At 43.1% G+C, this 22387-nt stretch carries 18 protein-coding genes; 11 read left to right on the top strand and 7 right to left on the bottom strand.

Annotated features, from left to right (window positions below):
- The first annotated feature begins 107 nt into the window (after positions 1 to 107).
- Together QFZ80_RS09545 and QFZ80_RS09550 are read left to right on the top strand one after the other, a co-directional pair.
- Positions 108 to 884: a sugar phosphate isomerase/epimerase family protein gene (locus QFZ80_RS09545; protein WP_047673902.1), complete on the top strand. Its 777-nt coding sequence runs from the start codon at positions 108 to 110 to the stop codon at positions 882 to 884.
- Positions 885 to 908: 24 nt separating this feature from the next.
- On the top strand, positions 909 to 1928 hold the full coding sequence (locus QFZ80_RS09550; protein WP_307547123.1) for a Gfo/Idh/MocA family protein: 1020 nt from the start codon (positions 909 to 911) through the stop codon (positions 1926 to 1928).
- A gap of 152 nt (positions 1929 to 2080) precedes the next feature.
- Here the strand turns inward: QFZ80_RS09550 and QFZ80_RS09555 are convergent, their stop codons facing one another.
- Positions 2081 to 4192, bottom strand: coding sequence for an LTA synthase family protein (locus QFZ80_RS09555; RefSeq protein ID WP_307558629.1), 2112 nt, complete (start codon positions 4190 to 4192; stop codon positions 2081 to 2083).
- Between the two features lie 234 nt (positions 4193 to 4426).
- Between QFZ80_RS09555 and QFZ80_RS09560 the strand changes: the two genes are divergently transcribed.
- The gene (locus QFZ80_RS09560; protein ID WP_307555612.1) at positions 4427 to 5293 is read left to right on the top strand and encodes a YitT family protein; all 867 of its coding nucleotides are present in this window, start codon (positions 4427 to 4429) and stop codon (positions 5291 to 5293) included.
- On the opposite strand, the gene QFZ80_RS09565 is transcribed toward QFZ80_RS09560, so the two are convergent.
- Complete coding sequence (locus QFZ80_RS09565) at positions 5290 to 5988, bottom strand: response regulator transcription factor (protein ID WP_307558631.1); 699 nt, start codon at positions 5986 to 5988, stop codon at positions 5290 to 5292. The genes QFZ80_RS09560 and QFZ80_RS09565 overlap by 4 nt on opposite strands.
- Before the next feature lie 14 nt (positions 5989 to 6002).
- A complete protein-coding gene (locus tag QFZ80_RS09570; RefSeq protein WP_307558633.1) occupies positions 6003 to 7361 on the bottom strand; it encodes a sensor histidine kinase in 1359 nt (452 codons plus the stop codon).
- A gap of 42 nt (positions 7362 to 7403) precedes the next feature.
- Here QFZ80_RS09570 and QFZ80_RS09575 point away from each other — a divergent pair, with 42 nt between their 5' ends.
- Entirely contained in the window at positions 7404 to 8405 is a 1002-nt protein-coding gene (locus QFZ80_RS09575; RefSeq protein ID WP_307558635.1) for a CPBP family intramembrane glutamic endopeptidase, read from the top strand.
- An 82-nt stretch (positions 8406 to 8487) separates the two neighbouring features.
- Positions 8488 to 9471 (top strand): aldose 1-epimerase, encoded by a 984-nt coding sequence (locus tag QFZ80_RS09580; RefSeq protein ID WP_307558637.1) that lies wholly within the window; start codon positions 8488 to 8490, stop codon positions 9469 to 9471.
- Between the two features lie 76 nt (positions 9472 to 9547).
- On the opposite strand, the gene QFZ80_RS09585 is transcribed toward QFZ80_RS09580, so the two are convergent.
- Positions 9548 to 9931 (bottom strand): YmaF family protein, encoded by a 384-nt coding sequence (locus QFZ80_RS09585; RefSeq protein ID WP_307558639.1) that lies wholly within the window; start codon positions 9929 to 9931, stop codon positions 9548 to 9550.
- Positions 9932 to 9991: 60 nt separating this feature from the next.
- On the bottom strand, positions 9992 to 12079 hold the full coding sequence (locus QFZ80_RS09590) for an LTA synthase family protein (RefSeq protein WP_307558641.1): 2088 nt from the start codon (positions 12077 to 12079) through the stop codon (positions 9992 to 9994).
- Positions 12080 to 12303: 224 nt separating this feature from the next.
- Here QFZ80_RS09590 and QFZ80_RS09595 point away from each other — a divergent pair, with 224 nt between their 5' ends.
- Positions 12304 to 13695, top strand: coding sequence for an MFS transporter (locus tag QFZ80_RS09595; protein WP_307547108.1), 1392 nt, complete (start codon positions 12304 to 12306; stop codon positions 13693 to 13695).
- Between the two features lie 88 nt (positions 13696 to 13783).
- On the opposite strand, the gene QFZ80_RS09600 is transcribed toward QFZ80_RS09595, so the two are convergent.
- Positions 13784 to 14407, bottom strand: coding sequence for a DsbA family oxidoreductase (locus QFZ80_RS09600; protein ID WP_307558643.1), 624 nt, complete (start codon positions 14405 to 14407; stop codon positions 13784 to 13786).
- 52 nt (positions 14408 to 14459) lie between these two features.
- Positions 14460 to 15281 carry an AraC family transcriptional regulator gene (locus tag QFZ80_RS09605; RefSeq protein WP_307558645.1) on the bottom strand — a complete coding sequence of 274 codons (822 nt, stop codon included), beginning with the start codon at positions 15279 to 15281 and terminating at the stop codon, positions 14460 to 14462.
- Positions 15282 to 15406: 125 nt separating this feature from the next.
- Here QFZ80_RS09605 and QFZ80_RS09610 point away from each other — a divergent pair, with 125 nt between their 5' ends.
- The 5 genes from QFZ80_RS09610 (at position 15407) to QFZ80_RS09630 (ending at position 22252) form a co-directional block, all read left to right on the top strand.
- On the top strand, positions 15407 to 17434 hold the full coding sequence (locus QFZ80_RS09610; protein WP_307558647.1) for a beta-galactosidase: 2028 nt from the start codon (positions 15407 to 15409) through the stop codon (positions 17432 to 17434).
- A 908-nt stretch (positions 17435 to 18342) separates the two neighbouring features.
- Complete coding sequence (locus QFZ80_RS09615) at positions 18343 to 19032, top strand: transposase (protein ID WP_307558649.1); 690 nt, start codon at positions 18343 to 18345, stop codon at positions 19030 to 19032.
- A gap of 41 nt (positions 19033 to 19073) precedes the next feature.
- On the top strand, positions 19074 to 19373 hold the full coding sequence (gene yidD / locus QFZ80_RS09620; RefSeq protein WP_307555608.1) for a membrane protein insertion efficiency factor YidD: 300 nt from the start codon (positions 19074 to 19076) through the stop codon (positions 19371 to 19373).
- Between the two features lie 367 nt (positions 19374 to 19740).
- A complete protein-coding gene (metG, locus tag QFZ80_RS09625; RefSeq protein WP_307564074.1) occupies positions 19741 to 21738 on the top strand; it encodes a methionine--tRNA ligase in 1998 nt (665 codons plus the stop codon).
- A 121-nt stretch (positions 21739 to 21859) separates the two neighbouring features.
- A complete protein-coding gene (locus tag QFZ80_RS09630; RefSeq protein WP_307558651.1) occupies positions 21860 to 22252 on the top strand; it encodes a hypothetical protein in 393 nt (130 codons plus the stop codon).
- Positions 22253 to 22387: the final 135 nt, after the last annotated feature.

Consider the following 22387-nt stretch of genomic DNA (forward strand, 5'->3'; position numbering starts at 1 on the left):
GATGTTTTGATTATATCGTGAATGGTCATATAAGGCTATGATCCATTATACTAATTCTATCGTGTTTGATTTATCAAAATATGGATGATAAGAAAAGAGGAGAACAAATGGGACGTTTAGGAATTGGCCTGCAATTGTATACATTAAGAGATGATATGGAGAAAGATCTGGAAGGCACACTTCGTCATGTAGCGAAGTTAGGATATGAAGGCGTAGAATTTGCTGGGTATTATGGTAAGCCTGCTGCAGAGCTCAAACAGCTGCTGGATGAGCTGGGTTTGAAAGCATTCGGTAGTCACGTAAGTTTAGAGAGATTTCGTAAAGATCTGCAAGGGGAACTTGACTACTTGAAAACAATCGGTGCAAAATACGCAATCTGCCCGTATGTTGGTGCTGAGGAACGCGAGTCAGCAGATCAATGGAAAGCACTAATTGCTGAATGCCAGGCGATTGCCGTAGAAACGAATAAACAAGGTTTGCAATTCCTTTACCACAATCATGATTTCGAATTTCATTATAAAGTGAATGACGAGTTCGTCTTTGATGCGATGTTTGCCAAAACAGGTGAAGATGCAATTAACGTAGAGATGGACGTTTGTTGGGTTCAATTCGCTGGTCAAGATCCACTTGCCTACATAGCAAAATATGCAGGCCGATTACCGCTGCTTCATTTCAAAGATTTCACGAAAGATGCAGAAGGTAAATTAGTAACCCTAGAGCTGGGCTTAGGCGATGTTCCTTTGGAAAAAGTGATTAAAGCTGCTGAGCAAGCAGGCGTGGAATGGCTTGTTGTTGAGCAGGATCACTGCCAGAAGCCACCACTTACAAGTGTTGAGAATAGCTTGAACTGGGTCAAAGAGCATTACACGAATGTTCATAACTAACAATTAAAAGGAGAATTAATAAATATGAGTAAAATTAAGGTAGCCGTAGTAGGTTGCGGTTCTATAGCTAAACATAGACACATTCCGGAATATGCTTGGAATTCGAATGTTGAACTCGTTGCTTTCGTTGATCCTGTTCTGGAGAGAGCGGAGCACTTTGCACAGCTGCACGGCGGCAAAGCATACAGCAGTTATACCGAAATGTTGAAGCAGGAGAAAGTGGATGCAGTTAGTGTATGTACACCGAACTTTCTCCATGCGGAAGTATCCATTGCCGCTGCAAATGCAGGCGCTCATGTATTGGTTGAGAAGCCAATGGCGTCAACGGCAGAAGAAGCAGAGGCAATGATTGAAGCGGCAAAGAAAAATGGCGTGTTTTTGATGGTTGGTCACAACCAACGCCTGATGCCTCCACATGTCAAAGCCAAAGAAATTCTGAACTCCGGCAAATTGGGTAAAGTGCTGACATTCCGTACATCGTTCGGACATCCAGGTCCGGAAGGATGGAGCGTGGACGGACGCGAAAGCTGGTTCTTTCGTAAAGAGGAAGCAACGATGGGTGCGATGGGCGATCTTGGCGTACACAAGTCAGATTTAATTCGTTGGTTGCTTGCTGATGAGGTTGCACAAGTAGCTGCTTTCGTCGGTACCCTGCATAAAGAAGGTACAGATGTTGACGATAACGCGACTTGCTTGCTACGCATGAAAAGCGGCGCAACTGGTTCACTAGTCGCTAGCTGGACTTATTATAAAGGTCAAGACAACTCAACCGTGTTATGGTGCGAGAATGGTGTCATCAAAATTGATACCGATCCGAATGACCAAGTCATCGTTGAGCTTCGTGATGGTACGGTTGAACGTTATAAAGTCGGACAAATCGCAACGAACGAGAAACAAACGCATAGTGGCGTTATTGATGAGTTCGTAACGAGCATTCTGGAAGGTCAAAAGCCGCGTATTTCCGGCGAAGAGGGACTTCGTTCCTTACAAGTCATCCTTGCAGCCTTCGAATCCGAAGCAACAGGGAAAGTTATCTCTCTGTAATAAAGGTCATAGGATAAAAGAAAGCTCATCCATTCGTGGATTGAGCTTTCTTTTATCCTTGGAGTTTGAATTCCTCATTCATATCGCTTCCTAAATTAGAAAAACCCCTTGTTCTCTTATTAGAGAAAAGGGGTCTTTGCGTCCAATTTTGCTTAACGCCCACCAATTTCGATAGGCAATGTGTTTGATTTACCAACGATAGTTTCCTTTGAATCTTTCACATTTACTTGAATGTCCCAGATTCCAGCCTTGAGTAAATGGCCTTCAACCTTGGCAGTCAGTGTATGTTCATCTTGCCATGTGCTTGGAACAGCTTTGCCATTTAAGGTAACATAGCCAAGGGCTGGGATATTGCTTCCCCTCACCGTTAGGGTTACACTTGAACGTCCAGATAGATCCTGGGTATCTGATTCGACTTTATCAAGAAGGATCGGTCCAAATCCGAGCATATACTTAGAATCTATAATGGGAATTTTATAATCCTTGTAAGCATGTCGATCGCCGAAAATGATATCATACTGCAAAGTCTCGTAATCCTTGAGGTCCTGTTCATTAATATTCATTGCCTCATAATGATCTTTCGGTGGTATGACAGGAATTTTTTTTGAAAGTTGACTTAAATAATCGGTATAAAAGCTGCCTTGTTGATTGGATAATTCAATGAGATAAGGGCCTAAGAAAGAAGGGCTAATATTTAATGTATCTTTGCGCCCTTGGTCAAAATTGTTCCATACGACGAGCGGAACACTGTACATCTTTTTCAGGAAATCAGGATCGTCTTTGCCGCTAATAAACTTAGTGTCAATGTAAGTAGCATAATCATCACCGAGTGCTGGCAAGTGGTCTCCCCAGAAAGCGATAATTGTTGGTTCACCTTTTTTCTCGTAGTATTCAACTAATTCCTTCAACATGTTATCCGCGGAATTGATACCTTGGGCAAGTGTCTCGAGCATACCTTGAGAAGAAGGGGATATATGGCCAGTAACATCAATTGTATTCTTTGGAAACTTTCCAGGGAAAAAATGGAAATGATTTTCCATTGTATTTGCAAATACAAAATCAGGTCCGTCGCTTTGGTTGGTTGCATGTATAATATTGGAAGCAACTTCGCTGTCTGCGATATAAGGACCAGAATAGTTAGGCTTGAAGTATTCGATTGGAATAAACTTGGAGAAGCCAAAGTACTTATATATTTTATTGCTGTTAAAATACCAATTGTAGAATGGACTTATCGCTGTTGATGTGTAGCCTTGTCGGGCATAAATACTCGCCAAGGAATCTACTTCATTCGTAAGGAATTGATTGTAGGCGATAGAACCTTGCGGCAGAAAACGCATGGAGTTACCTGTCAAAACCTCAAACTCGACATTGGCTGTACCCCCGCCATACTGCGGTGAAAGCATCGTGCCGCTTGTCCCCGTCTGCTGCAGCTTATGGAAGAATGGAATTGGATCACGGCTGAATTCCACACCTTTGATAACGGTTGGATCCCAGAAAGCCTCACTTAACACGACAATAACGTTTGGTTTTACAGGGTTGTTTGGATCCCCAGCTTTAATCGGCTTAGGTGAATTACTGACAATAGCTTCAACAGCTTTATCATCGTAACCTTCATGTTTATCGGTAAACATCGACTTGGTATTCAGAAACGTTGCTAATGCGTAGCCGTTCTTTTTGGTGTTCTCAACTTGGTTCCATACGGATGCTTTGATACCGCACCATTTCTGAATCGGAAGAGGTAGATCCGTGTAAACCGCAGACAACATAACAATCGCAATGACAGCTAGGATTCCTCGTTCTTTTAGTGCAACCTTTTTCGAGAATAAGGTCGTGCGGTATAATAAAAAATAACTGGCTGTGAGGAAAAGAAGAAGGATTACCAATATTTTAAAGCTTAGAATATTCTGGATATATTTCACCATATCTGACGCTTCGCCGGCCAAGACGATATCCCATGGTGTTAAAGGGACACCTAATATTTTCAATTTTACGCCGCTTATGAGTGCCAAGGTAAGAAGTATACCTGAGATGACCCAATATGCAACTCTTGTTCGGCCAATCATGGCGATGAACAACAATAACAAGCTGATGACGATCCATTCATTGAATAGCAGTTCAAGCAGATGCTTATAACTCCAAGTAATCATTTCTATATAATGCCCGCGGCTCAAAATTTCCATGATCACTACTGGAATTAAGGCAATTAATAATAGTGGCAATCGTTGCCGGGTCAGAAGCAATAAGCGATTAATGTGCTGGTTCATATATTCTCCTATGTCTTTCAAATTAAGAAATTGTAAATGACAACAGCCATCATTATACCATGGCTGAAGGTAATATTCGATGGTATTATATCTAACATTTTTTATAATAAAGTAACAAAGAAAAGTTTTAATAGGCAGGAAAAAGATGGTTTTGTCGAGAAATGTAAGAATAGAAGATAGAGAAATGGAGGGGATTGCATGGCGGAGGAACAAGTTCAATATGTGAAAAAAGCAATGCAAATGCAGCATCGAAGAATGACAAAAAGAGCTTTTCTTCGACGTAGCGTGTTTTTATTTTTAGGTGCTGTGCTTATGTCAATTGGATTGGAGATTTTCTTAGTCCCTAACAAAATTATTGATGGGGGCATCACGGGGATATCCATCATTTTATCTTATCTAACCAATATTCAAGTCGGGATATTTTTGACCTTATTAAATCTTCCATTCCTGTTTATCGGATATAAATTAATAGGAAAAACGTTTGCATTATCTACGTTTTTCGCAATTCTGGTCATGTCCACAGGAACGTATCTGCTACACCCAGTGAAAGAGCTAACCAATGATCCTTTGCTTGCAGCTGTATTCGGCGGCATTATTCTCGGTATTGGAGTAGGTATGGTGATTCGTTTCGGGGGTTCACTCGATGGTACAGAAATTGTTGCGATACTCGTTTCCAAAAAGATACCGTTCTCCGTTGGCGAGATTGTGATGTTTTTCAACCTATTCATTCTAGGCAGCGCAGGCTTTGTATACAGTTGGGATCGTGCGATGTATTCTCTTATAGCTTATTTTATTGCATATAAATTGATTGATGTAACCATTGAAGGGTTTGATGAGTCGAAGTCCGTGTGGATCATTAGTGACAGCTTCAGACAAATAGGTGAAGCTATTCTGGACCGCTTAGGACGCGGTGTCACTTATTTGGAAGGGGAAGGCGGCTTCACGGGAGATAACAAGAAGGTCATCTTCTGTGTAATTACACGGCTGGAGGAAGCGAAGTTGAAATCCATCGTGGATGAGCTCGATCCTGCAGCGTTTCTCGCAGTTGGCAATATCCACGATGTCAAGGGCGGACGTTTCAAGAAGCGGGACATCCATTAGTCCCCTTTGCCGTCTTCGCCCGTTTTATTTCCTCGTTCAAACAATCCTAAGTCTCTGATTTTCTTTGCGGCATCTTTGCTGCTCGGACTACCTAGTTTCTTCAAGATATGCCCCACATGAATTTTGACGGTTCGCAAAGATATGAAAAAGCGGCTTGCAATTTCCGTTTGCGTATGACCTTGATCAATCATTTCCAGAACCTGAAGCTCTGTAGGCGTGATTAGATCGCTGACTTCTTTGATTTTGAATTGGTGCTCTAACCGTTTGAGCCTGCGGAATTCCTCTCGCATCTGTTCAGCTACTGCCGCGTTAATCGAAGATTGACGTGCATGTACGGCTCGAATGATGGTGGGAAGCTCTTCGAATCGGGATTTGATCTGGTAGTCAATAGCGCCGGCTTGAAAGGAACGGAAGATGAAATCTTTCTCCTCCATCGAGGTAAGCATAATCACTTTGACTCCCCATGATAAGAGCGCTTGTTCAGCAAGTCCAATGCCCGCGGGCTCATCTTGCAGCATGATATCCATAAGAACGACATCGGCTCCTGGTTCCGCATTAGCAAATAGTTCCCTTGCTTCTTCTGCTGTTGATACGGTGGCCACCACTCTCAAATCTGGCTGACGATTCAAATAGGCTTTGAGGCCGCGAAGCCAGTCAAGGTCATCCTCAACAATCAAAATACGAATTGGTTCCAAGTAGGAATCCCCCTTTATTTCTTTAGTCGGTTGCCGGGGAATGTTAGAAACACACTCGTGCCTTTCCCTGGCGAACTGCTTAATTCCAAGGCCCCCCCATGTTTCTTCATAACACTATAGCAGTAGGCGAGTCCGAGTCCAAAGTTGCTATGACTGCCACTTTTGGTCGTATAAAACGGTTCTAATACTTGCTTCAGTACGGATTTCTCCATACCTATTCCGTTATCTCTTATTTCCAAAATAATGTTCTTTTTAGCATGAAACGATTTAATTATAAGCTCGCCGCCTTTGGGCATAGCTTCTACCGCATTCATGAGTACATTAGTTAACGTTTCACTAATTTGCATGGGATCAATTTGAAGAATTAAGTTTTCAGGGATGCTCTGGTTCACCTGAACTTTACTTAGGTAAGGTCCAAGAGGAAGAAGGACTTCATTAATAAGCTCCGCTAAATCGACTGCAGATACCCGAAGAGGGAGCTCCTGTGTTTGTTCGTGTACGCGGCTAATCATGTCACGGATATGCATGGAAGCCCCCATAACGACATCGATGTCCTGCATAAGTTCTGGCTGATTCGTTTCCTCGGCATGTTGTTTCATTTTCTCGAGGAACAAACGCATTTTCCCAACATCATTCTTAATCGAATGGTTTAAAATCGCGGTTCCTGATGTGATGGCGCGGAGTGTCGAGTCCAGCTTGCGACGTTCGATGAGCAGACGCATTCCGAGAAAACCGTATTTGAAAAAGGTGAACACGAAAAAAGGCACTACGAAAGCAAGAATCCATACGTGATAGACCCACATACGGTAAAAACCGAAGCTTGGCATAACGTAATTAAGTATGCCTACACAAAGAATAGGCGGAAGGAGGGCTAAGCAGGTGAACAAATGCGTTCGCTTCATAGCCGGAAGCCGTTCTGTTTTGATTACAATGAGTACAGCACCAATGAAAATATAAGGAACAGCCCAGGAGGCTACGATGGGGAAGGTAATGGGCATTTCCTCCGTATAACTGGGTGTGAAAAGTATACAGGCAATAGGAGGAATGAGTAGGCCAATTGGCAGCCACGTCTGAATGGTTGGTTTCTGCCAGGACGCGTTATAACGCAAAGAAAGCATGGCAAATGAATATGGCAAGCCATAGTAAGATATCAGTGAGCTAATGCCCATGATGCGATAAAGTAGAGCACTAATGGATGGGTTGGGTACTGTTTGCTGGACATAGGGGATAAAGGTTTCAGACAAAACAGCAGCAAGACCGCCAAAGCCACCGGTAAAAGCAATAGCGCTCATCCAACGCATTGTACTGGATCGTGGATCAACCATGACAAGCCCCAACGCGATGATCCAGAGTGCAAATAGAACAAAAAGCATGTTTCCTCCGTCAAATGAATCAGATGTTTCTTCTATTGTGGCATGGAGCCAACATTTGCACAAGAGCATCCTTTCCTTCGTGAGTTGGCAGGAAATAGGCGATTATTCTCGAATAAGTGGTTTAGAAGGGAGTGGAACCTTATCGAGGTAAAGAAGCGAAAGTCCTTATCCATTCTGACGATTGTGGGTAAAGTACTATTGACCCTCGTTTTCATTGTTGTGATTACCGTGCTATTATCAATTGCAGCCGCGGTTGTAGCGATTCTGAGGCATCCTGCTCTTGATATTAGTATGGCAGGAGTTGCTGGGGATCCATTCTTTATAAAGGCAGCTTTATGGGCGCAAATTATCGGTTTTATTAGCGGGGTTGTTCTTTCGTATGCCATTTTCGAAAGACGTAAAGGTTGGGCACTTGGACTTCACTCTCACTTGCTTGGCAGAAGATTCGGAGAAGGCTTCGCTGCAGGCGCTTTACTTATTACGATCAGCAGTGCAGGGATTTGGCTGCTGGGTGGGATTAAAATCGTGTCGTTTCAATGGACTGGAACGCTCGGGTTCGAACTGGCGTGGGGTTTTTTACTTTTCGTAGGGGTTGCTGTTAATGAAGAGTTATTCGCACGCGGCTATTTACAAGGGCTGGTGAAGGAACGGTTTGGCGCCATTTCTGGTATAACGGTTTCAACAGTTGTATTTGCCTTTTTGCATACATTTAATCCTGGTATGTGGAGTTCGCCGCTTCCAATCCTAAATTTACTGCTTGCAGGTTTATTGTTCGCCATAAGTCGAGAGTACTCGGGCGGTTTGTGGATGCCGATAGGAATGCACTTGTCTTGGAATTTTTTTCAGGGCTGTATCCTCGGATTTGAAGTATCTGGTACACCGATGTCGTCGCTTATTAAGACCGAGATACAGGGAGCTTCACTTATTTCAGGAGGGGATTTTGGAGCTGAAGGCAGCTTGGTCACCACCTTAATCCTTATACTTGGAATTGTTTTGATATCTACATACTATCAAAGACGTGCTAGGCAAATGCAAATGAATTAAGTAATGCTTAAGAAAACAAGAACGTTATGCTTATGCTTAAGAAGTGAGAATTGCTAATGTAAAACACTAAGGAGGATTCATTATGAGTCAGTACGAGATTATCAACAGCGAGTGGGACGGGGAGTCGACCCTTCGCCTAGTCGACCATCATGCCCACGCCGAGGCCGAAATCATCCCGGCCGTCGGATTGCAATTGTTCCGCTTCGATGTGCGGAACCATGCCTACATCGCGAAGCCAGGCAGCTTGGCTGAGCTTCGCGTCAAGTCTTCTCGCTACGGCGTGCCCATTCTGTTCCCGCCGGGGCGCGTCAAGCTTGCGGCCTTCTCCTTTGAAGGCCGCGAGTATAGTCTCCCCGCGAATCGGGAGCCGGACCACGCCCACGGTGAGCTGCGTGAGCGGCCGTGGAAGGTGATTGCCAGCGGCGCGGATGCCGCTGGCGGGGCTTATGTCTCCGCGGAGTTCGACTTCGCGGAGCATCCGGACATGCTGGCGTATTTTCCACACGCCGCATGCTTTCGCTTCACGTACCGTCTGAAGGACGGTACGCTGTCGCTCAGCGGTGAAATCGCCAACCATAGCGGCCAAACGATGCCGCTATCTCTTGGCTTTCACCCGTACTTCGCGTTCGCGAAGGGCGAAGCCAGCCGCGTGCGGGTCGTGATCCCCGCGGCAGCGGAGTGGCCGCTCAGCGCGGATGGCTACGCGGCGGCGGAGCCATCCGCGCCTTCGCCGCTCACTGCGGCGCTGCAGGAAGGCACGCTCGTCACGGAGCTGCCGAATTATCCAGGCGGCTCGCAGATGCTCAGCATCGAACCGGGCCCGCAAACCTGCGAGCTTCAGTATGAAGCTCGGGGGACCAAGCTCGTGTACGACATGGGAGACAAGTTTCCCATTCATGTGTTATTCACAGCGCCGTGGGCGGAAGCTGTTTCGCTTGAACCTTATACAAGCATCATGAACGTGTTCAACGAAACTTTTTCACCAGAAATTTCAGGTGCTCAAGGATTAGCTGCGGGAGAATCATTCAAATTCAATTGGTCAATTCATATTGAACCCTTGCAGTAACACTCAAAAAAGAGTCAAGTATGAAGGCACATCAACCTTCATACTTGACTCTTTTAATTTTCCATATCATGATGGCTCACCAAGGCTCATAGCTCATACCAACAGACGAATAACCGGCGTAACTGTGCCGGTGCAGCTCCTGAATAAGGCCTTCAATTTGCTTAGATTTGAGCAGTGCACCCCCTCGCGAGGTGTTGTAAGCGTTCAGCTCAACAGTGCCATCAAGTAAATGAAAGTGAGTTCCATCCTGGAGTGCAATCGCAGGTCCTGTCGTACCGTAGTAGGCATGGTAATGGCCAAACCGGATGCCGGATATGCCTTGGTATTGATGGACGTGATTGTCGTAAGCAGTGCCGTTTACATTAAAGGTATATAGACGCAATAAATGATGATGGTTTAATTCATTTGATGTGATTGTTTCAAAAAAATGAACGTGAGCAGGTGGGATACGTGGGTGCATGAAAAACCCCCTCGGCTACAGGATATGCTTCATCCTATTCGAGGGGGGCTAGGGTCATGACTAGGGGAGTGGATAAAGGTTAGATTGGCCGATCTTCATCTTTTTATCATCATGAATACGCACTTCGACTTGATGAGATTTTCCGGTCTCTAATGGTGGGTTCTCCGATAGATCAACATAAAGCGTATCGTCACCATCAAAATTGGATTTAAACGCTACGCCATCAATATAAACATTGCAGGAAGAATAAAAAGGCTTACCAACAACCTGAAGTTTGTTTTCACTTTGATTCACTTTTGTTATAACGGGATCGCCGTACCCCAAAGTATATCCAGGTTGTACAATCGAGTTTTTAATGCCCTTGGCTTCGTACCCATAACGGCCTCCGAATAAGTTGTCGTATTGAAGCTTCATATAGCCAGAGAGATCACTTTCTTTGATTTGATACTTGTCCCACATCTCATTTGGCGGAATGACCGGAATTTTTTGTGACAATTCGTAGAGATAGTCTGTGTAGTAACTGCCCTGAACACCAGCCATTTGAAGAACCTTAGGGCCTAGAAAGGAAGGACTCATTTTTAGATCCATTTTTTCTTGAACTGCAGGCAGGAAATTGTTCCAAATCAAGAAAGGCGTGTAATGAGTCTTCGTATACAAATCTGGATCATCAGGAAGGACATATTTAGCATCACGGTAAACCTTATAATTTTCCTCGAAAAAAGGTAAATGATCCCCGAAAAAGAGAAGGATCGTCGGCTCTGATTTTTTTGAGTAATAGTCCACTAGAGACTGAAGCGCTTTGTCAGTACCCGAGATACCCTGGGCGTATGTCTCCAAAATACTTTTGGATTCAGGTGTAATATCTCCTTTAACCTCAATCGTGTTTTTGATAAATTTCCCTGGTTTGAAGGGATGATGATTCTCCATCGTGTTCGCAAAAATGAAATCAGGCCCTTGGCTTTTCTCCGTTTCCTCAATAATCTTCTTTACAACAGCTCGGTCCGCATAGTTCGGGCCTTCAAAATCATTTGGAAAAAACTCACTAGCTATGAAACGAGAAAACCCAAAATGCTTATACACCTTTCTGCTATCGAAGAAATAGCTGAAGAACGGGTTAATTGAGGTGGCGGTATAACCCTGCCTCGTTGTTATACTGGCTAAAGAGTCGACGCCATGATTCATGTACTGGATGTAAGGTAATATTTTATCCGGTGATTTCCCAAAGAATCGCATGGAATTACCCGATAAGACTTCAAATTCCACATTTGCAGTGCTGCCTCCGAATTGTGGAGATAACATCCAACCGCTGGTGAATGTTTTTTGCAGCTGATGCAAATTGGGTATAGGATCTCGACTAAATGTGATATTTTTCATGATTGTAGGATCCCAAAAAGCTTCTCCAAGTACCACAATGATGTTTGGCTTTTTGTCACTTGCTGGTTTTTTCTCAGGAATCTGCTCCATTATGGATGTGATTGCTTTTTTACTGTATCCTTCTGGTTTAGCGACCTTCAGAAAACCTAACATTTGTACAGAGGAATACAAGTATCCATTCTCGTCGTAGGTGATTGTTTGATCCCATGGCACCGTGTAAATGCCATATAATTTCATGAAAGGAATAGGCTTGTCCGAATAAAGACTAGTCGCCATGATGATGGCAATAACGGCATAAATACTACGTTCAATCCAAGTGAATTGGATACGTCGATGCAGGAAAACCAAATGAAATAATAAAGCAATTATCACGAGGGAGATCACAACTGTGCCCAATATTCTAACATTAAGATACCCTTGCAAAAATGCCTTGTACGCAACGATTTGATTTTTAAATACGAGGTCCCATGGATAATAAGGGGCTCCAATGGCTTTTAATTTACTGCCGCTAATTGCTCCTAGAGGAAGCAAAATTGCACAAAGCATCCAAAAGGATAACCGGCTTCGACCCGTTAATGCAATAAGGAACAAATACATCGTACCAACAACAAAGTAGGCAAGAACCATGGTAAGTGGGTGAGACATGACCCATTTATGAAGTTCTTCATAGGAGCCTCTTTCCAAGTATTCAACCATGCCCATCAGTAGAAAAGGTAATACAATAATCAAAATGCGAGAGGCTACATGCTTAAGTGTTTGAAGTAAATTAGTCATTCGTTGAACTCCTGTTCTAATTGAGCCAGTTACATTCGTCCATTATCTTATATTTTCGAAAAAGATGAAAGATAACCCTTGACAGACCTAACTATAATATTTATCATTACAGTTAATTGTTATTAAAAATATTACAGTTAGTTGATTGTAATTGTTTTTTTCAGTCAATATAAGAAACCCTTATAATAAGATGGCTGGAGACATAGAAAATGGAGGTGGAAACCATGCAGCATGTTGCTACAGCAACAGACATGACACAAGAAAAGGTTATAGATGCCAAGAAGGCTGTGCCATGGATTATTTTTCTTATTTTTTTCGCGGTGTTGAACGAAACCGTTTTTAACGTTTCCACGCCAGCGATCGCCAAGCAATACGCGATTACCCCGACAGGTGTGAGTTGGGTACTCACCACATTTATTATTTTCTTTGGGATAGGCTCGGTTATTTATGGCCGGTTATCCGATATTTTTAGCTTGAAAAAGCTAATTGTTGCAGGAATCGTCATCTATAGTGTAGGTTCCGCTCTGGGCTTTCTTCTTCAAGCTTGGTATCCAGCCGTCATTTTTGCCCGCGCGGTTCAGGGTGCAGGCGCATCGGCTATTCCGGCATTAATCATGGTCGTGGTTGCTCGATACTTTTCTCCTACGGATCGTGGGAAAATATTCGGAATTTTAACATCTACCGTATCATTTGCTATTGCAGTAGGCCCTGTTATTGGCGGATTTGTCTCATCAACCTTGCATTGGACTTATCTATTTATCATTCCACTATTTACACTGATTTCAATTCCTTTCTTCAGACAGATATTACCTGAGGAGAAGCGAAAAGAAGGAAGTGTCGACATTCTTGGTGCGGTCCTCGTTGCCTTTTCCGTTGCGGGTATCACGGTATATTTGTCATTCCCTCATTGGTACTACTTGGCCGCGAGTGTGGTTTTATTCATTTGGTTTGTTACACATATTCGCCGAGCTAAAGAGCCTTTCATAGAGCCTGCCTTGTTCCGTAACAAACTGCTTCGTGGCGGTTTGATCGTTGGCTTTCTCATTTTCTGTACAGTGATGGGCATTATGTTTGTTATTCCATTGATGCTGGCGACAGTAAATGACTTGAGTACAAGTATGATCGGTCTCATTCTGTTCCCTGGTGCCATTTGCGCTGTTGTGTTTGGAACAATAGGCGGTAATTTAGCAGACAAGAAAGGAAATAACTTCGTTGTGTACATTGGAATGGGGCTTCTATTTGTAAGTCTCGCGGCTATTGCCCTCACGATAGGTCATTCACCTTGGCTCATTTCAGCAGCACTGCTTCCTACTTATGTTGGTTTTTCCTTTATTCAGACTGCTTTAGCTAATCGTGTTTCCTTGACGTTGGAGGTGCATGAGACGGGGGTAGGGATGGGATTGTTCAACCTCATTACGTTTATCTCAGGCGCGGTAGGAACGGCACTTGTTGCCAAACTGTTAGATGGCGGCATGATGGAGTTTTACAAGAATCCGATTTTGAATACAATGAAAGCTGTGCCGTACAGCAATCTTCTCCTTATATTTGCTGCTGTAGTGATTATAAGTGCACTGTTCTATAAGCAAATATTTGGGAAAAAGCTATACACAGCTTAATCCCTTCGTGTTATCAAACAAAAACCGACTACTTCTCAATAATGAGAGAGTCGGTTTTTGTTTTGTTTTAAACGTCTTCTTCCGTTTGCTACTCACTAATTTGCTGCAGGGCTTGCAGGAAGGTGGCCGAAGGCTGAGCGCCAGTAAGTGCATATTTACGATTGATGACGAAAAAGGGAACCCCCGAAACGCCAGCTTGTCTGGCAAAATCAAGATCAACTTCGACCTGCTCTAACCCTTCTTTTGCCCTTAAACGAGTGGAGGTTTGTTCCCGATCCATGCCGATTTTCTCAGCAAAATCAAGCAAAACATCCGCATTCCCAATATCTTTTCCATCTTCAAAGTAAGCTTTAAACAAATCGTCAACCAGATCTTTTTTATGATCTTCCGGTGCGATAGCGATGAGCTGATGCGCCTTTAATGTATTAGGCATCTTCTCAACTTTGGAGAAATCGAAATGTAATCCCGATGCTTGACCAGCCTGTGTAACCTGCTGCACCATGCCGTTCAGCTTAGATTCATCCGCCTGGACCTTTTGGAGCATAGTAGCACGGAACGGTGAACCCTCCGTAGGTGTTGAAGGGTCGAGCTGGTAAGCACGATAGTGGATTTCAACAGGCTCTGATGTAAAATTGGCTAACGCATCAGTTAAATTCTTTTTGCCGATACGGCACCATGGACAAACAATATCTTGAAATATTTCAATAATCATAGATTAGACTCCTTTGATGAATAAATAGTTACTATATTTTTATTATAGCACACTAATTCATTTGCCTGAAACGCTCGGGTGTGAGTCCGACATGCTTGCGAAAACTCGCGACAAAGTGACTTGTATCTCGGAAACCTACTTGCGCAGCCACATCCTTGACAGTCTGATTCTGCTGTTTCAATAGCATCTCTTTGGATTTGCGAAGACGCAGCATAATTAAATAGGAATAAGGGGATAGCCCGAAGGCATGCTGAAACAATGTATTCATGTGTCTAGGTGTAATCACTAGGATGCCAGCCATTTCTTCAAGTCCGATATCAGGGTTATCGTAGTGACTTTCAAGCCAATTCAATAATGGCTGTAGTTGGACCATCTGATTGCGAATAGAGGCGCGGTTATTGATTTGTCCATGCTTTTTTAGCTGCATTAGAAAATGATATAAATCCGCAGAGGCTTCATACCCCGAGTATTCAAGAGCTGCATCCATATTAGCTAAAATTCGTCCTATTTCCACTTGCAATGGACCTTCCTCATCCCACCGAAAAATAGCAGACTCCATCAAATCAAAAGAACGAAGAATGGCATCTGCACAAGTCCCTCCGAATGTGACATATTGCGTGCACCATTGTTCAGTCACAGCCCAATAAGAATGAGGTACATCTGGAAGCAACAATACCCCAGAACCTTTTGTTAAGCGGAATTTTTTCCCATCCATAGTGAATTCCCCTTCACCTGAATAAGTTTGCAGCCAATGGTAACTAGGAAACCCTTCAGGTCTTAATAACTTTTCTTGATCCTCATGGTGACCAATGCTTTCAATAAATAATGGAAACGGTTGCGCAGTTGAAGGCATTAACTCATATCTTTTATGCATTTTTCACGGTCCTGTTCCATTTTATTATATAAGTGTGTAAGAATATTATATTTTAAGCCTGATAATAATCCAATACAATGTATTTATTCTTATACTAATAATCAAAATAAAAAGAGGTGCAGAACTTGATAAACAAGAAACTTCCCAAAATTTGGTATGGCGGAGACTACAACCCAGAACAATGGGAAAAAGAGATTATGAATGAAGATTTACGGATGTTTAATCTTTCAGGGATTGATGTTGCGACCTTAAATGTTTTTTCGTGGGCGCTCTCACAGCCTAATGAAGATACCTACGATTTTGCATGGCTGGATGAAATTATCGACCGTCTTTATGAGAATGGAACCTATGTATGTTTAGCAACAAGTACAGGAGCTCATCCTGCATGGATGGCACGTAAATACCCAGATGTATTACGAGTTGATTTCGAGGGGCGGAAACGAAAATTTGGAGGACGACATAATTCTTGTCCAAACAGCCCAACCTACCGAAAATATTCAGAGCGGATTGCAGAAAAGCTTGCTGAACATTACAAGGAACATCCAGCAGTACTAATCTGGCATGTTTCTAATGAATACGGAGGATATTGTTACTGTGACCATTGCGCGGACGGCTTTCGAAATTGGCTCCAAGAGCGATATACAACACTAGAAACCTTGAATAAAGCGTGGAATACAGGTTTCTGGGGTCATACCTTCTATGAATGGGAAGAGATTGTTCCACCAAATGCCCTTTCCGAAGAATGGGGAGTGGATAATACCAACTTCCAAGGAATTTCACTCGATTACCGCCGTTTTATGTCAGATAGTTTGCTAGAGTGTTACAAGCTAGAATATAATGCCATCAAAAAACACACACCTGACCTACCCGTAACAACGAATTTAATGGGTCTTTATAAACAATTGGACTATTTCAAATGGGCTAAGCATTTAGATGTTGTCTCTTGGGATAATTATCCTTCCCTAGATACACCTATTAGTTTGACTGCGATGACCCATGACCTCATGCGCGGCTTGAAGCAAGGACAGCCATTCATGCTTATGGAACAAACCCCAAGCCAACAAAATTGGCAGCCCTACAATTCACTCAAACGGCCTGGTGTTATGAAGCTTTGGAGCTATCAGGCTGTGGCTCATGGAGCGGATACCGTGATGTTTTTCCAGCTTCGACGATCCGTAGGTGCATGCGAAAAATATCACGGAGCTGTCATCGAGCACGTTGGCCATGAACATACACGAGTGTTCCGCGAATGCGCGGAGTTAGGTTCTGAATTGCAAAAACTCTCCGACAGTCTACTGGACACTAGAATCAACGCTCGGATCGCCATCGTTTTCGATTGGGAGAATCGCTGGGCCATTGAGCTGTCCAGTGGCCCAACCGTTGCACTCAAATATGTGGATGAAGTCCACAAATATTATGACGCTCTATTTCAACAAAATATCCAAGCCGATCTAATAGGTACAGACACAGATCTATCAGACTATGATATCGTTATTGCGCCTGTACTTTACATGGTGAAGGAAGGCTACGCGAAGCGGGTGGAGGACTTCGTCCGTTCAGGAGGAACCTTTCTGACGACATTCTTTAGCGGAATAGTAAATGAGAACGATATCGTCTCACTTGGCGGTTACCCCGGTGAATTGCGCGAGGTGCTCGGAATATGGGCAGAAGAAATCGATGCGCTTTTCCCTGATCAAAGCAACCAAATCGTGCTAAATGAACAATGGGGAGCACTCAGCGGTGAGTACCAATGTGGACTTCTATGTGACTTAATCCATTCAGAAGGAGCCGAGATAAAAGCGGTCTATGGCAGCGATTTCTATCAGGGAATGCCAGCATTAACCGTAAATAAATTCGGGGCAGGTCAAGCTTGGTATGTAGCCACTAGTCCTGAGCCATCCTTTTTGCAGGGGTTTCTAGCTAATTTATGCAAAGAAAAAGGAATAACAGCACCTATCCCCCCAGTTTCTGGTGTTGAGATTTCACAAAGAACCAATGAGAGTGAAACATACCTGTTTATCCTGAATCACAATGATCAACCCGTTAACGTAGATTTAGGAACCGTAAAGGGAATGGATTTAATAGCAGGTCAACCAGTAACCAATACCGCTACACTTTCTGCAAAAGGTGTTCTTATTCTTTCAATATATTGATCATATGCTTATATAAGTTTTCGGAAAATAACCTCCGTCTCATGACAGAGGTTATTTTCATTTATGTAAAAATTCAAATATTGCAGTAAAACGCAACATCGATCTCGTCATGAACGTGATCAATACTATTAAAATCGTCTTGAAATGGTAAATCAACAAATTTTTATTATATTTTGATAGTAGTTATGACACTTTCAGTTACCGTGAGGAAAAGTCAGTCCCAGACTACTTGTCAACAAAACGTATATTCTGTGGTATCTACAATGAGTGAAAACGAGGAAACTTTAAATTAACTAGAAGTCAACAGCCAACAGCCAACAGCCAACAGCCAACAGCCAACAGCCAACAGCCAACAGCCAACAGCCAACAGCCAACAGCCAACAGCCAACAGCCAACACCTAACACCCAATACCCAATACCCAATACCCAATACTAAACAACTAATAACCAATAATAACTGCTAACAATTGCTGACTACAAATTCAAATTTAAAGTAATTCCACCTATCTGAAATATTTGATGTTGCCTAGGAAAGAAAATCCACGAGACTTACCAAACAACTGCCACCGAAGAGCTTTCATACTAAACAGAATTAAACCAACAAGAACTAATCGAACCAAGTAAGATTGTCAAAAACTCCAACAAATATTAAATTCGTTTCAAGTTAATTTATGAAATATTTCTAATTTTGAAAATGTGTTTAAATGGCATTTTTGTATATAACTCAGAATTTCATTTCTACTAAATATATAAGCTAACTCATATAGCTTGAAAACACGAGTGTGTAGATATAACAAAATTCCTCACTTTATAATGAGAGTTCTTTTAATAAAAACACTTCACATGGGAACGTTTGTTTGGTATAATGTTAATGAGAACAAGTGTTTGAAAATGAAGAGGGTGAGGATATGGAACTACAATTTACCGATGTGCAATCTCATACGTTTCTTACAGAAGAAGAATGTGAGAATTTCTTAATGAAGATACGCTGGTCTAATGGGTTTTGTTGTCCTCGCTGTGATTATCATGAAGCTTTTAACATTCACGCACGAAGATTATTAGAGTGCAAGGAATGCAGAATGCAGGTCTCCATAACTGCTGGGACGATTATGCATAAATCTAAGCTTTCATTACTTCATTGGTTCCGTGCCATCCAACTGTTATTGCAAGAAGGCAAAGAGTATACTGCGAGTTCTTTATCACATATCCTTGAAATTAATTATAGAAGTGCTCAATTGATGCTTCAGAAAATTCATTATGCAAATTTGATTAAGGAAAATAGGCTTAATTTGTTTCAGAAATTAAGAAAGCCAGCCTCTGATGCTCCAATATATAATGATCAGGAATATTATGAAGAAACGCCTCAAACCGATTTAAACCAAAACTTCCCTAACGAGTTGAATTTGCGCTCATACTTAGAATCCAAAATAAATAGACTCAATTCCAAATTGAGGATACGGAGTATTTTGCCTAAAGATCACCAAGGATATTTGCATAATAAGAATAGATCGGGGTTTACGTTTATTAATTGGATCAAGACGTTTATTTCTGTCTATTTATATCCTACTTTTCTTAAATGTTTTCAACTCTCTGCTTAGCAATAAGGCTTGAATTGACTCTGTCCTTTTTTTCAGGCATGATGGATGAGCAGCATGTTTTGAAAAACAATGGAGTAGGGGGAGAGGCTCGGTTGAAAAAGACGTTACAGGTGCCTATTCATTTCTACCGGAAGTTTATTTCTCCGTTGAAACCGCCTACTTGCCGATTCTATCCCACTTGTTCGCAATATGCATTAGAAGCAATTGAAGTTCACGGTGCGTTGAAGGGATCATGGTTGTCGGTGAAACGAATTTGTAAATGCCATCCTTTTCATCCGGGTGGTATTGATCATGTACCGGCACGAGTGGAAAATTTATCTCATAATGATCAGTCTGCTTGACAGGCAGCTCATTTTTTCGATATATTTGCCTTAAGTTGTATATATGGTTTCGATGAACGGATAAGTACAGACGGATGCCTATAAACAGAGAGCCGGGTTAGGTGAAAGCCGGTATAGGAGTAAGTTTGGAATATGGTCCCGGAGAATAGGCTTTCGAGCTGCCCAGATTTCATTTGTGAAGCAAATGGCAAAATGGGAGTAAGCTGGCCTCGTGTCCCAGCGTTAATGGGCAAGTCGTAATCGACTTACTGAGCCCCGAGCTTGTGAAAGGCGGGGGAACCTGGGTGGTACCGCGTGAGTTCAACTCTCGTCCCAAGATGGATGAGGGTTTTTTGTGTTTTCTACTATTTGCTAGGAGGAACGAATGATGTCAACGGAATCGAAAACATTTTACATTACAACACCAATTTATTACCCGAGTGATAAGCTGCACATTGGTCACGCTTATTCTACGGTAGCCGGTGACGCTATGGCACGTTACAAGAGACTGCGCGGCTATGATGTCAGGTATTTGACAGGTACCGATGAACATGGTCAGAAGATCGAGCGCAAGGCTCAGGAGAAAGGGACGACGCCTCAGCAATTTGTAGATCATATTGTTTCAGGAATCAAAGAGCTTTGGGCAAAGCTAGATATTTCATATGATGATTTTATTCGAACAACCGAAGATCGTCATAAAGATGCCGTTGGTAAGATTTTTCAAAGATTACTGGATCAAGGGGATATTTATTTAGGTGAGTATGAGGGCTGGTACTGTATTCCCGATGAATCTTTTTTCCCGGAGAGCAAGCTGGTAGATGGGAAATGTCCAGATTGTGGGCGACCTGTGGAGAAAATGAAGGAGCAAACTTATTTCTTCCGGATGAGCAAGTACGCTGATCGCTTAGTGCAGTATTATGAGGATAATCCAGATTTCATCCACCCCGAATCTCGTAAAAATGAAATGCTGAATAACTTCATTAATCCAGGTCTTGAGGATTTGGCTGTGTCCAGAACGACGTTTGACTGGGGGATTAAAGTTCCAGGGGATCCGAAGCATGTCATTTATGTCTGGATCGATGCGCTTTCCAACTACATTACTGCGCTGGGCTATGGTTCAGAAGATGAAAGTAACTTCAAGAAATATTGGCCTGCGGATGTTCATTTAATGAGCAAGGAGATAGTCCGATTCCACACGATTTATTGGCCGATTATGTTGATGGCACTTGACTTACCTTTGCCGAAAAAGGTGTTTGCGCACGGCTGGCTGCTCATGAAGGACGGCAAAATGTCAAAGTCCAAAGGGAATGTTGTCGATCCGGTTACGTTGATCGATCGTTATGGATTAGATGCGCTGCGTTACTATCTCATGCGCGAAGTGCCTTTTGGGGCGGATGGAACATTTACGCCGGAAAGTTTTGTTGAGCGAGTCAATCATGACCTCGCCAATGATCTCGGGAATCTTTTGAACCGTACGATCGTGATGATCGATAAGTACTTTGCCGGCAAGATTCCCGCTTATGTTGCGGGGGCTACTGAATTTGACGAAAGTCTCTTGGAGACTGTTCGTTCTACGGTAGCGAAGTACGAGGAAGCGATGGAAAAGATGGAATTTTCCATTGCGCTTTCAGCTGTGTGGCAACTTATCAGCCGCACGAATAAATATATCGACGAGACGCAGCCGTGGTCGATGGTGAAGGATGAAGCCAAACGCGAGATACTTGGCTCCGTGATGTATGTGCTGGCAGAATCCCAGCGCATTTCATCTGTGTTGTTGCGTCCGTTTTTGACCAAGACGCCGCAACTGATTTGGCAGCAGCTCGGCTTGGCTGCCGAGGACCTACCACGTTTGACGGCGTGGGAGAGCGTGCAGACCTTCGGGCATCTCCCTGCTGGCATAAAAGTGCAGAAGGGAGAGCCTATGTTCCCTCGACTGGATGTGGAGGCAGAAGTCGCCTACATCGTCGAGGCCATGGGAGGCGGCGCTGCATCTGTCGCCGGCGAATCTACCGCGGCAGCACCTGCGGCTGCTGCCAACGCAGAGCCCGCGCCAGAGGCAAAGGACGAAATCGCGATTGATGATTTCGCCAAAGTGGAGCTGCGCGTAGCACAGGTTTTATCGGCGGAGCCTGTAAAAGGCGCCGATAAGCTTCTCAAGCTGCAGCTCGACCTTGGATACGAGCAGCGCCAGGTTGTTTCGGGCATCGCGAAGTTTTACTCGCCCGAAGAGCTTGCTGGACGCAAAGTGATTTGCGTCACGAATTTAAAGCCCGTCAAGCTGCGCGGCGAGCTGTCACAAGGGATGATTCTCGCCGCTTCACATGGCGACCAGCTGACACTTGCTACAGTCCCTGATTCGATGCCTAATGGAGCAATTGTGAAATAATAGGAACTCAACGAATAAACACCTCATCCCTTATTTTTCAGGGGTGGGGTGTTTGTGTTAGTATGGGTGTTTTTAATGTGAGTGGGGCATGATAAAGGAAACTAACCACGGAGTGAGGCATATGAGCATTCGGTTTCTTGTGAAATTAATAGGTATAACAGGGATGGTCATTCTTGTATCGGCTTGTACGATTTTCGGTGGCGACTCGGATAATAAGAAGGATGATGCCAAAAAGGATCAATCGAAATCTAAAACACAGAGTACAAAGGGGAAAGAAAGTATTATTGATCAAGAGTTGAAAAAGCAATACGAGATGTATAATGAGATTATTCAATATAAGATTGATCAGGATAAAAAGCTTATTAAACAATCAGAAGAACGTTATAAAAAGTTAAAAGAGGAAAGTGAAAAACCATCCGATTCAAAGGAAAGTGAAGATAAAAGTAAAAAGGATTCAGGTGGGTCAGAGGCAGGTAATTCGAAATCAGAAGGTGGTGGAGGTCAATCTAAATAACCACCACGAAACCAATAACTTACTATAGATGGGGCCATGCTGTGAACTCGACAGCTGGCTTTTTTGGTTTTTACTCTTCGATGTATTGACTTCAATTAAGGGGACTCGTATAATCAATTCGTTAATAAAAATTAT

It is taken from the genome of Paenibacillus sp. V4I7 (assembly GCF_030817275.1).
Classification (GTDB): domain Bacteria; phylum Bacillota; class Bacilli; order Paenibacillales; family NBRC-103111; genus Paenibacillus_E.

Bases quoted from the DNA above. Each gene is read 5' to 3' on its own strand.
- QFZ80_RS09590 (WP_307558641.1), bottom strand. From the start codon at position 12,079: ATGACTAATTTACTTCAAACACTTAAGCATGTAGCCTCTCGCATTTTG.
- QFZ80_RS09580 (WP_307558637.1), top strand. From the start codon at position 8,488: ATGAGTCAGTACGAGATTATCAACAGCGAGTGGGACGGGGAGTCGACC.
- QFZ80_RS09605 (WP_307558645.1), bottom strand. From the start codon at position 15,281: ATGCATAAAAGATATGAGTTAATGCCTTCAACTGCGCAACCGTTTCCA.
- yidD (WP_307555608.1), top strand. From the start codon at position 19,074: ATGGATGAGCAGCATGTTTTGAAAAACAATGGAGTAGGGGGAGAGGCT.
- QFZ80_RS09550 (WP_307547123.1), top strand. From the start codon at position 909: ATGAGTAAAATTAAGGTAGCCGTAGTAGGTTGCGGTTCTATAGCTAAA.
- metG (WP_307564074.1), top strand. From the start codon at position 19,741: ATGTCAACGGAATCGAAAACATTTTACATTACAACACCAATTTATTAC.
- QFZ80_RS09570 (WP_307558633.1), bottom strand. From the start codon at position 7,361: ATGCTTTTTGTTCTATTTGCACTCTGGATCATCGCGTTGGGGCTTGTC.
- QFZ80_RS09545 (WP_047673902.1), top strand. From the start codon at position 108: ATGGGACGTTTAGGAATTGGCCTGCAATTGTATACATTAAGAGATGAT.
- QFZ80_RS09595 (WP_307547108.1), top strand. From the start codon at position 12,304: ATGCAGCATGTTGCTACAGCAACAGACATGACACAAGAAAAGGTTATA.
- QFZ80_RS09560 (WP_307555612.1), top strand. From the start codon at position 4,427: ATGCAAATGCAGCATCGAAGAATGACAAAAAGAGCTTTTCTTCGACGT.
- QFZ80_RS09600 (WP_307558643.1), bottom strand. From the start codon at position 14,407: ATGATTATTGAAATATTTCAAGATATTGTTTGTCCATGGTGCCGTATC.
- QFZ80_RS09615 (WP_307558649.1), top strand. From the start codon at position 18,343: ATGGAACTACAATTTACCGATGTGCAATCTCATACGTTTCTTACAGAA.
- QFZ80_RS09585 (WP_307558639.1), bottom strand. From the start codon at position 9,931: ATGCACCCACGTATCCCACCTGCTCACGTTCATTTTTTTGAAACAATC.
- QFZ80_RS09630 (WP_307558651.1), top strand. From the start codon at position 21,860: ATGAGCATTCGGTTTCTTGTGAAATTAATAGGTATAACAGGGATGGTC.
- QFZ80_RS09575 (WP_307558635.1), top strand. From the start codon at position 7,404: ATGGAGCCAACATTTGCACAAGAGCATCCTTTCCTTCGTGAGTTGGCA.
- QFZ80_RS09555 (WP_307558629.1), bottom strand. From the start codon at position 4,192: ATGAACCAGCACATTAATCGCTTATTGCTTCTGACCCGGCAACGATTG.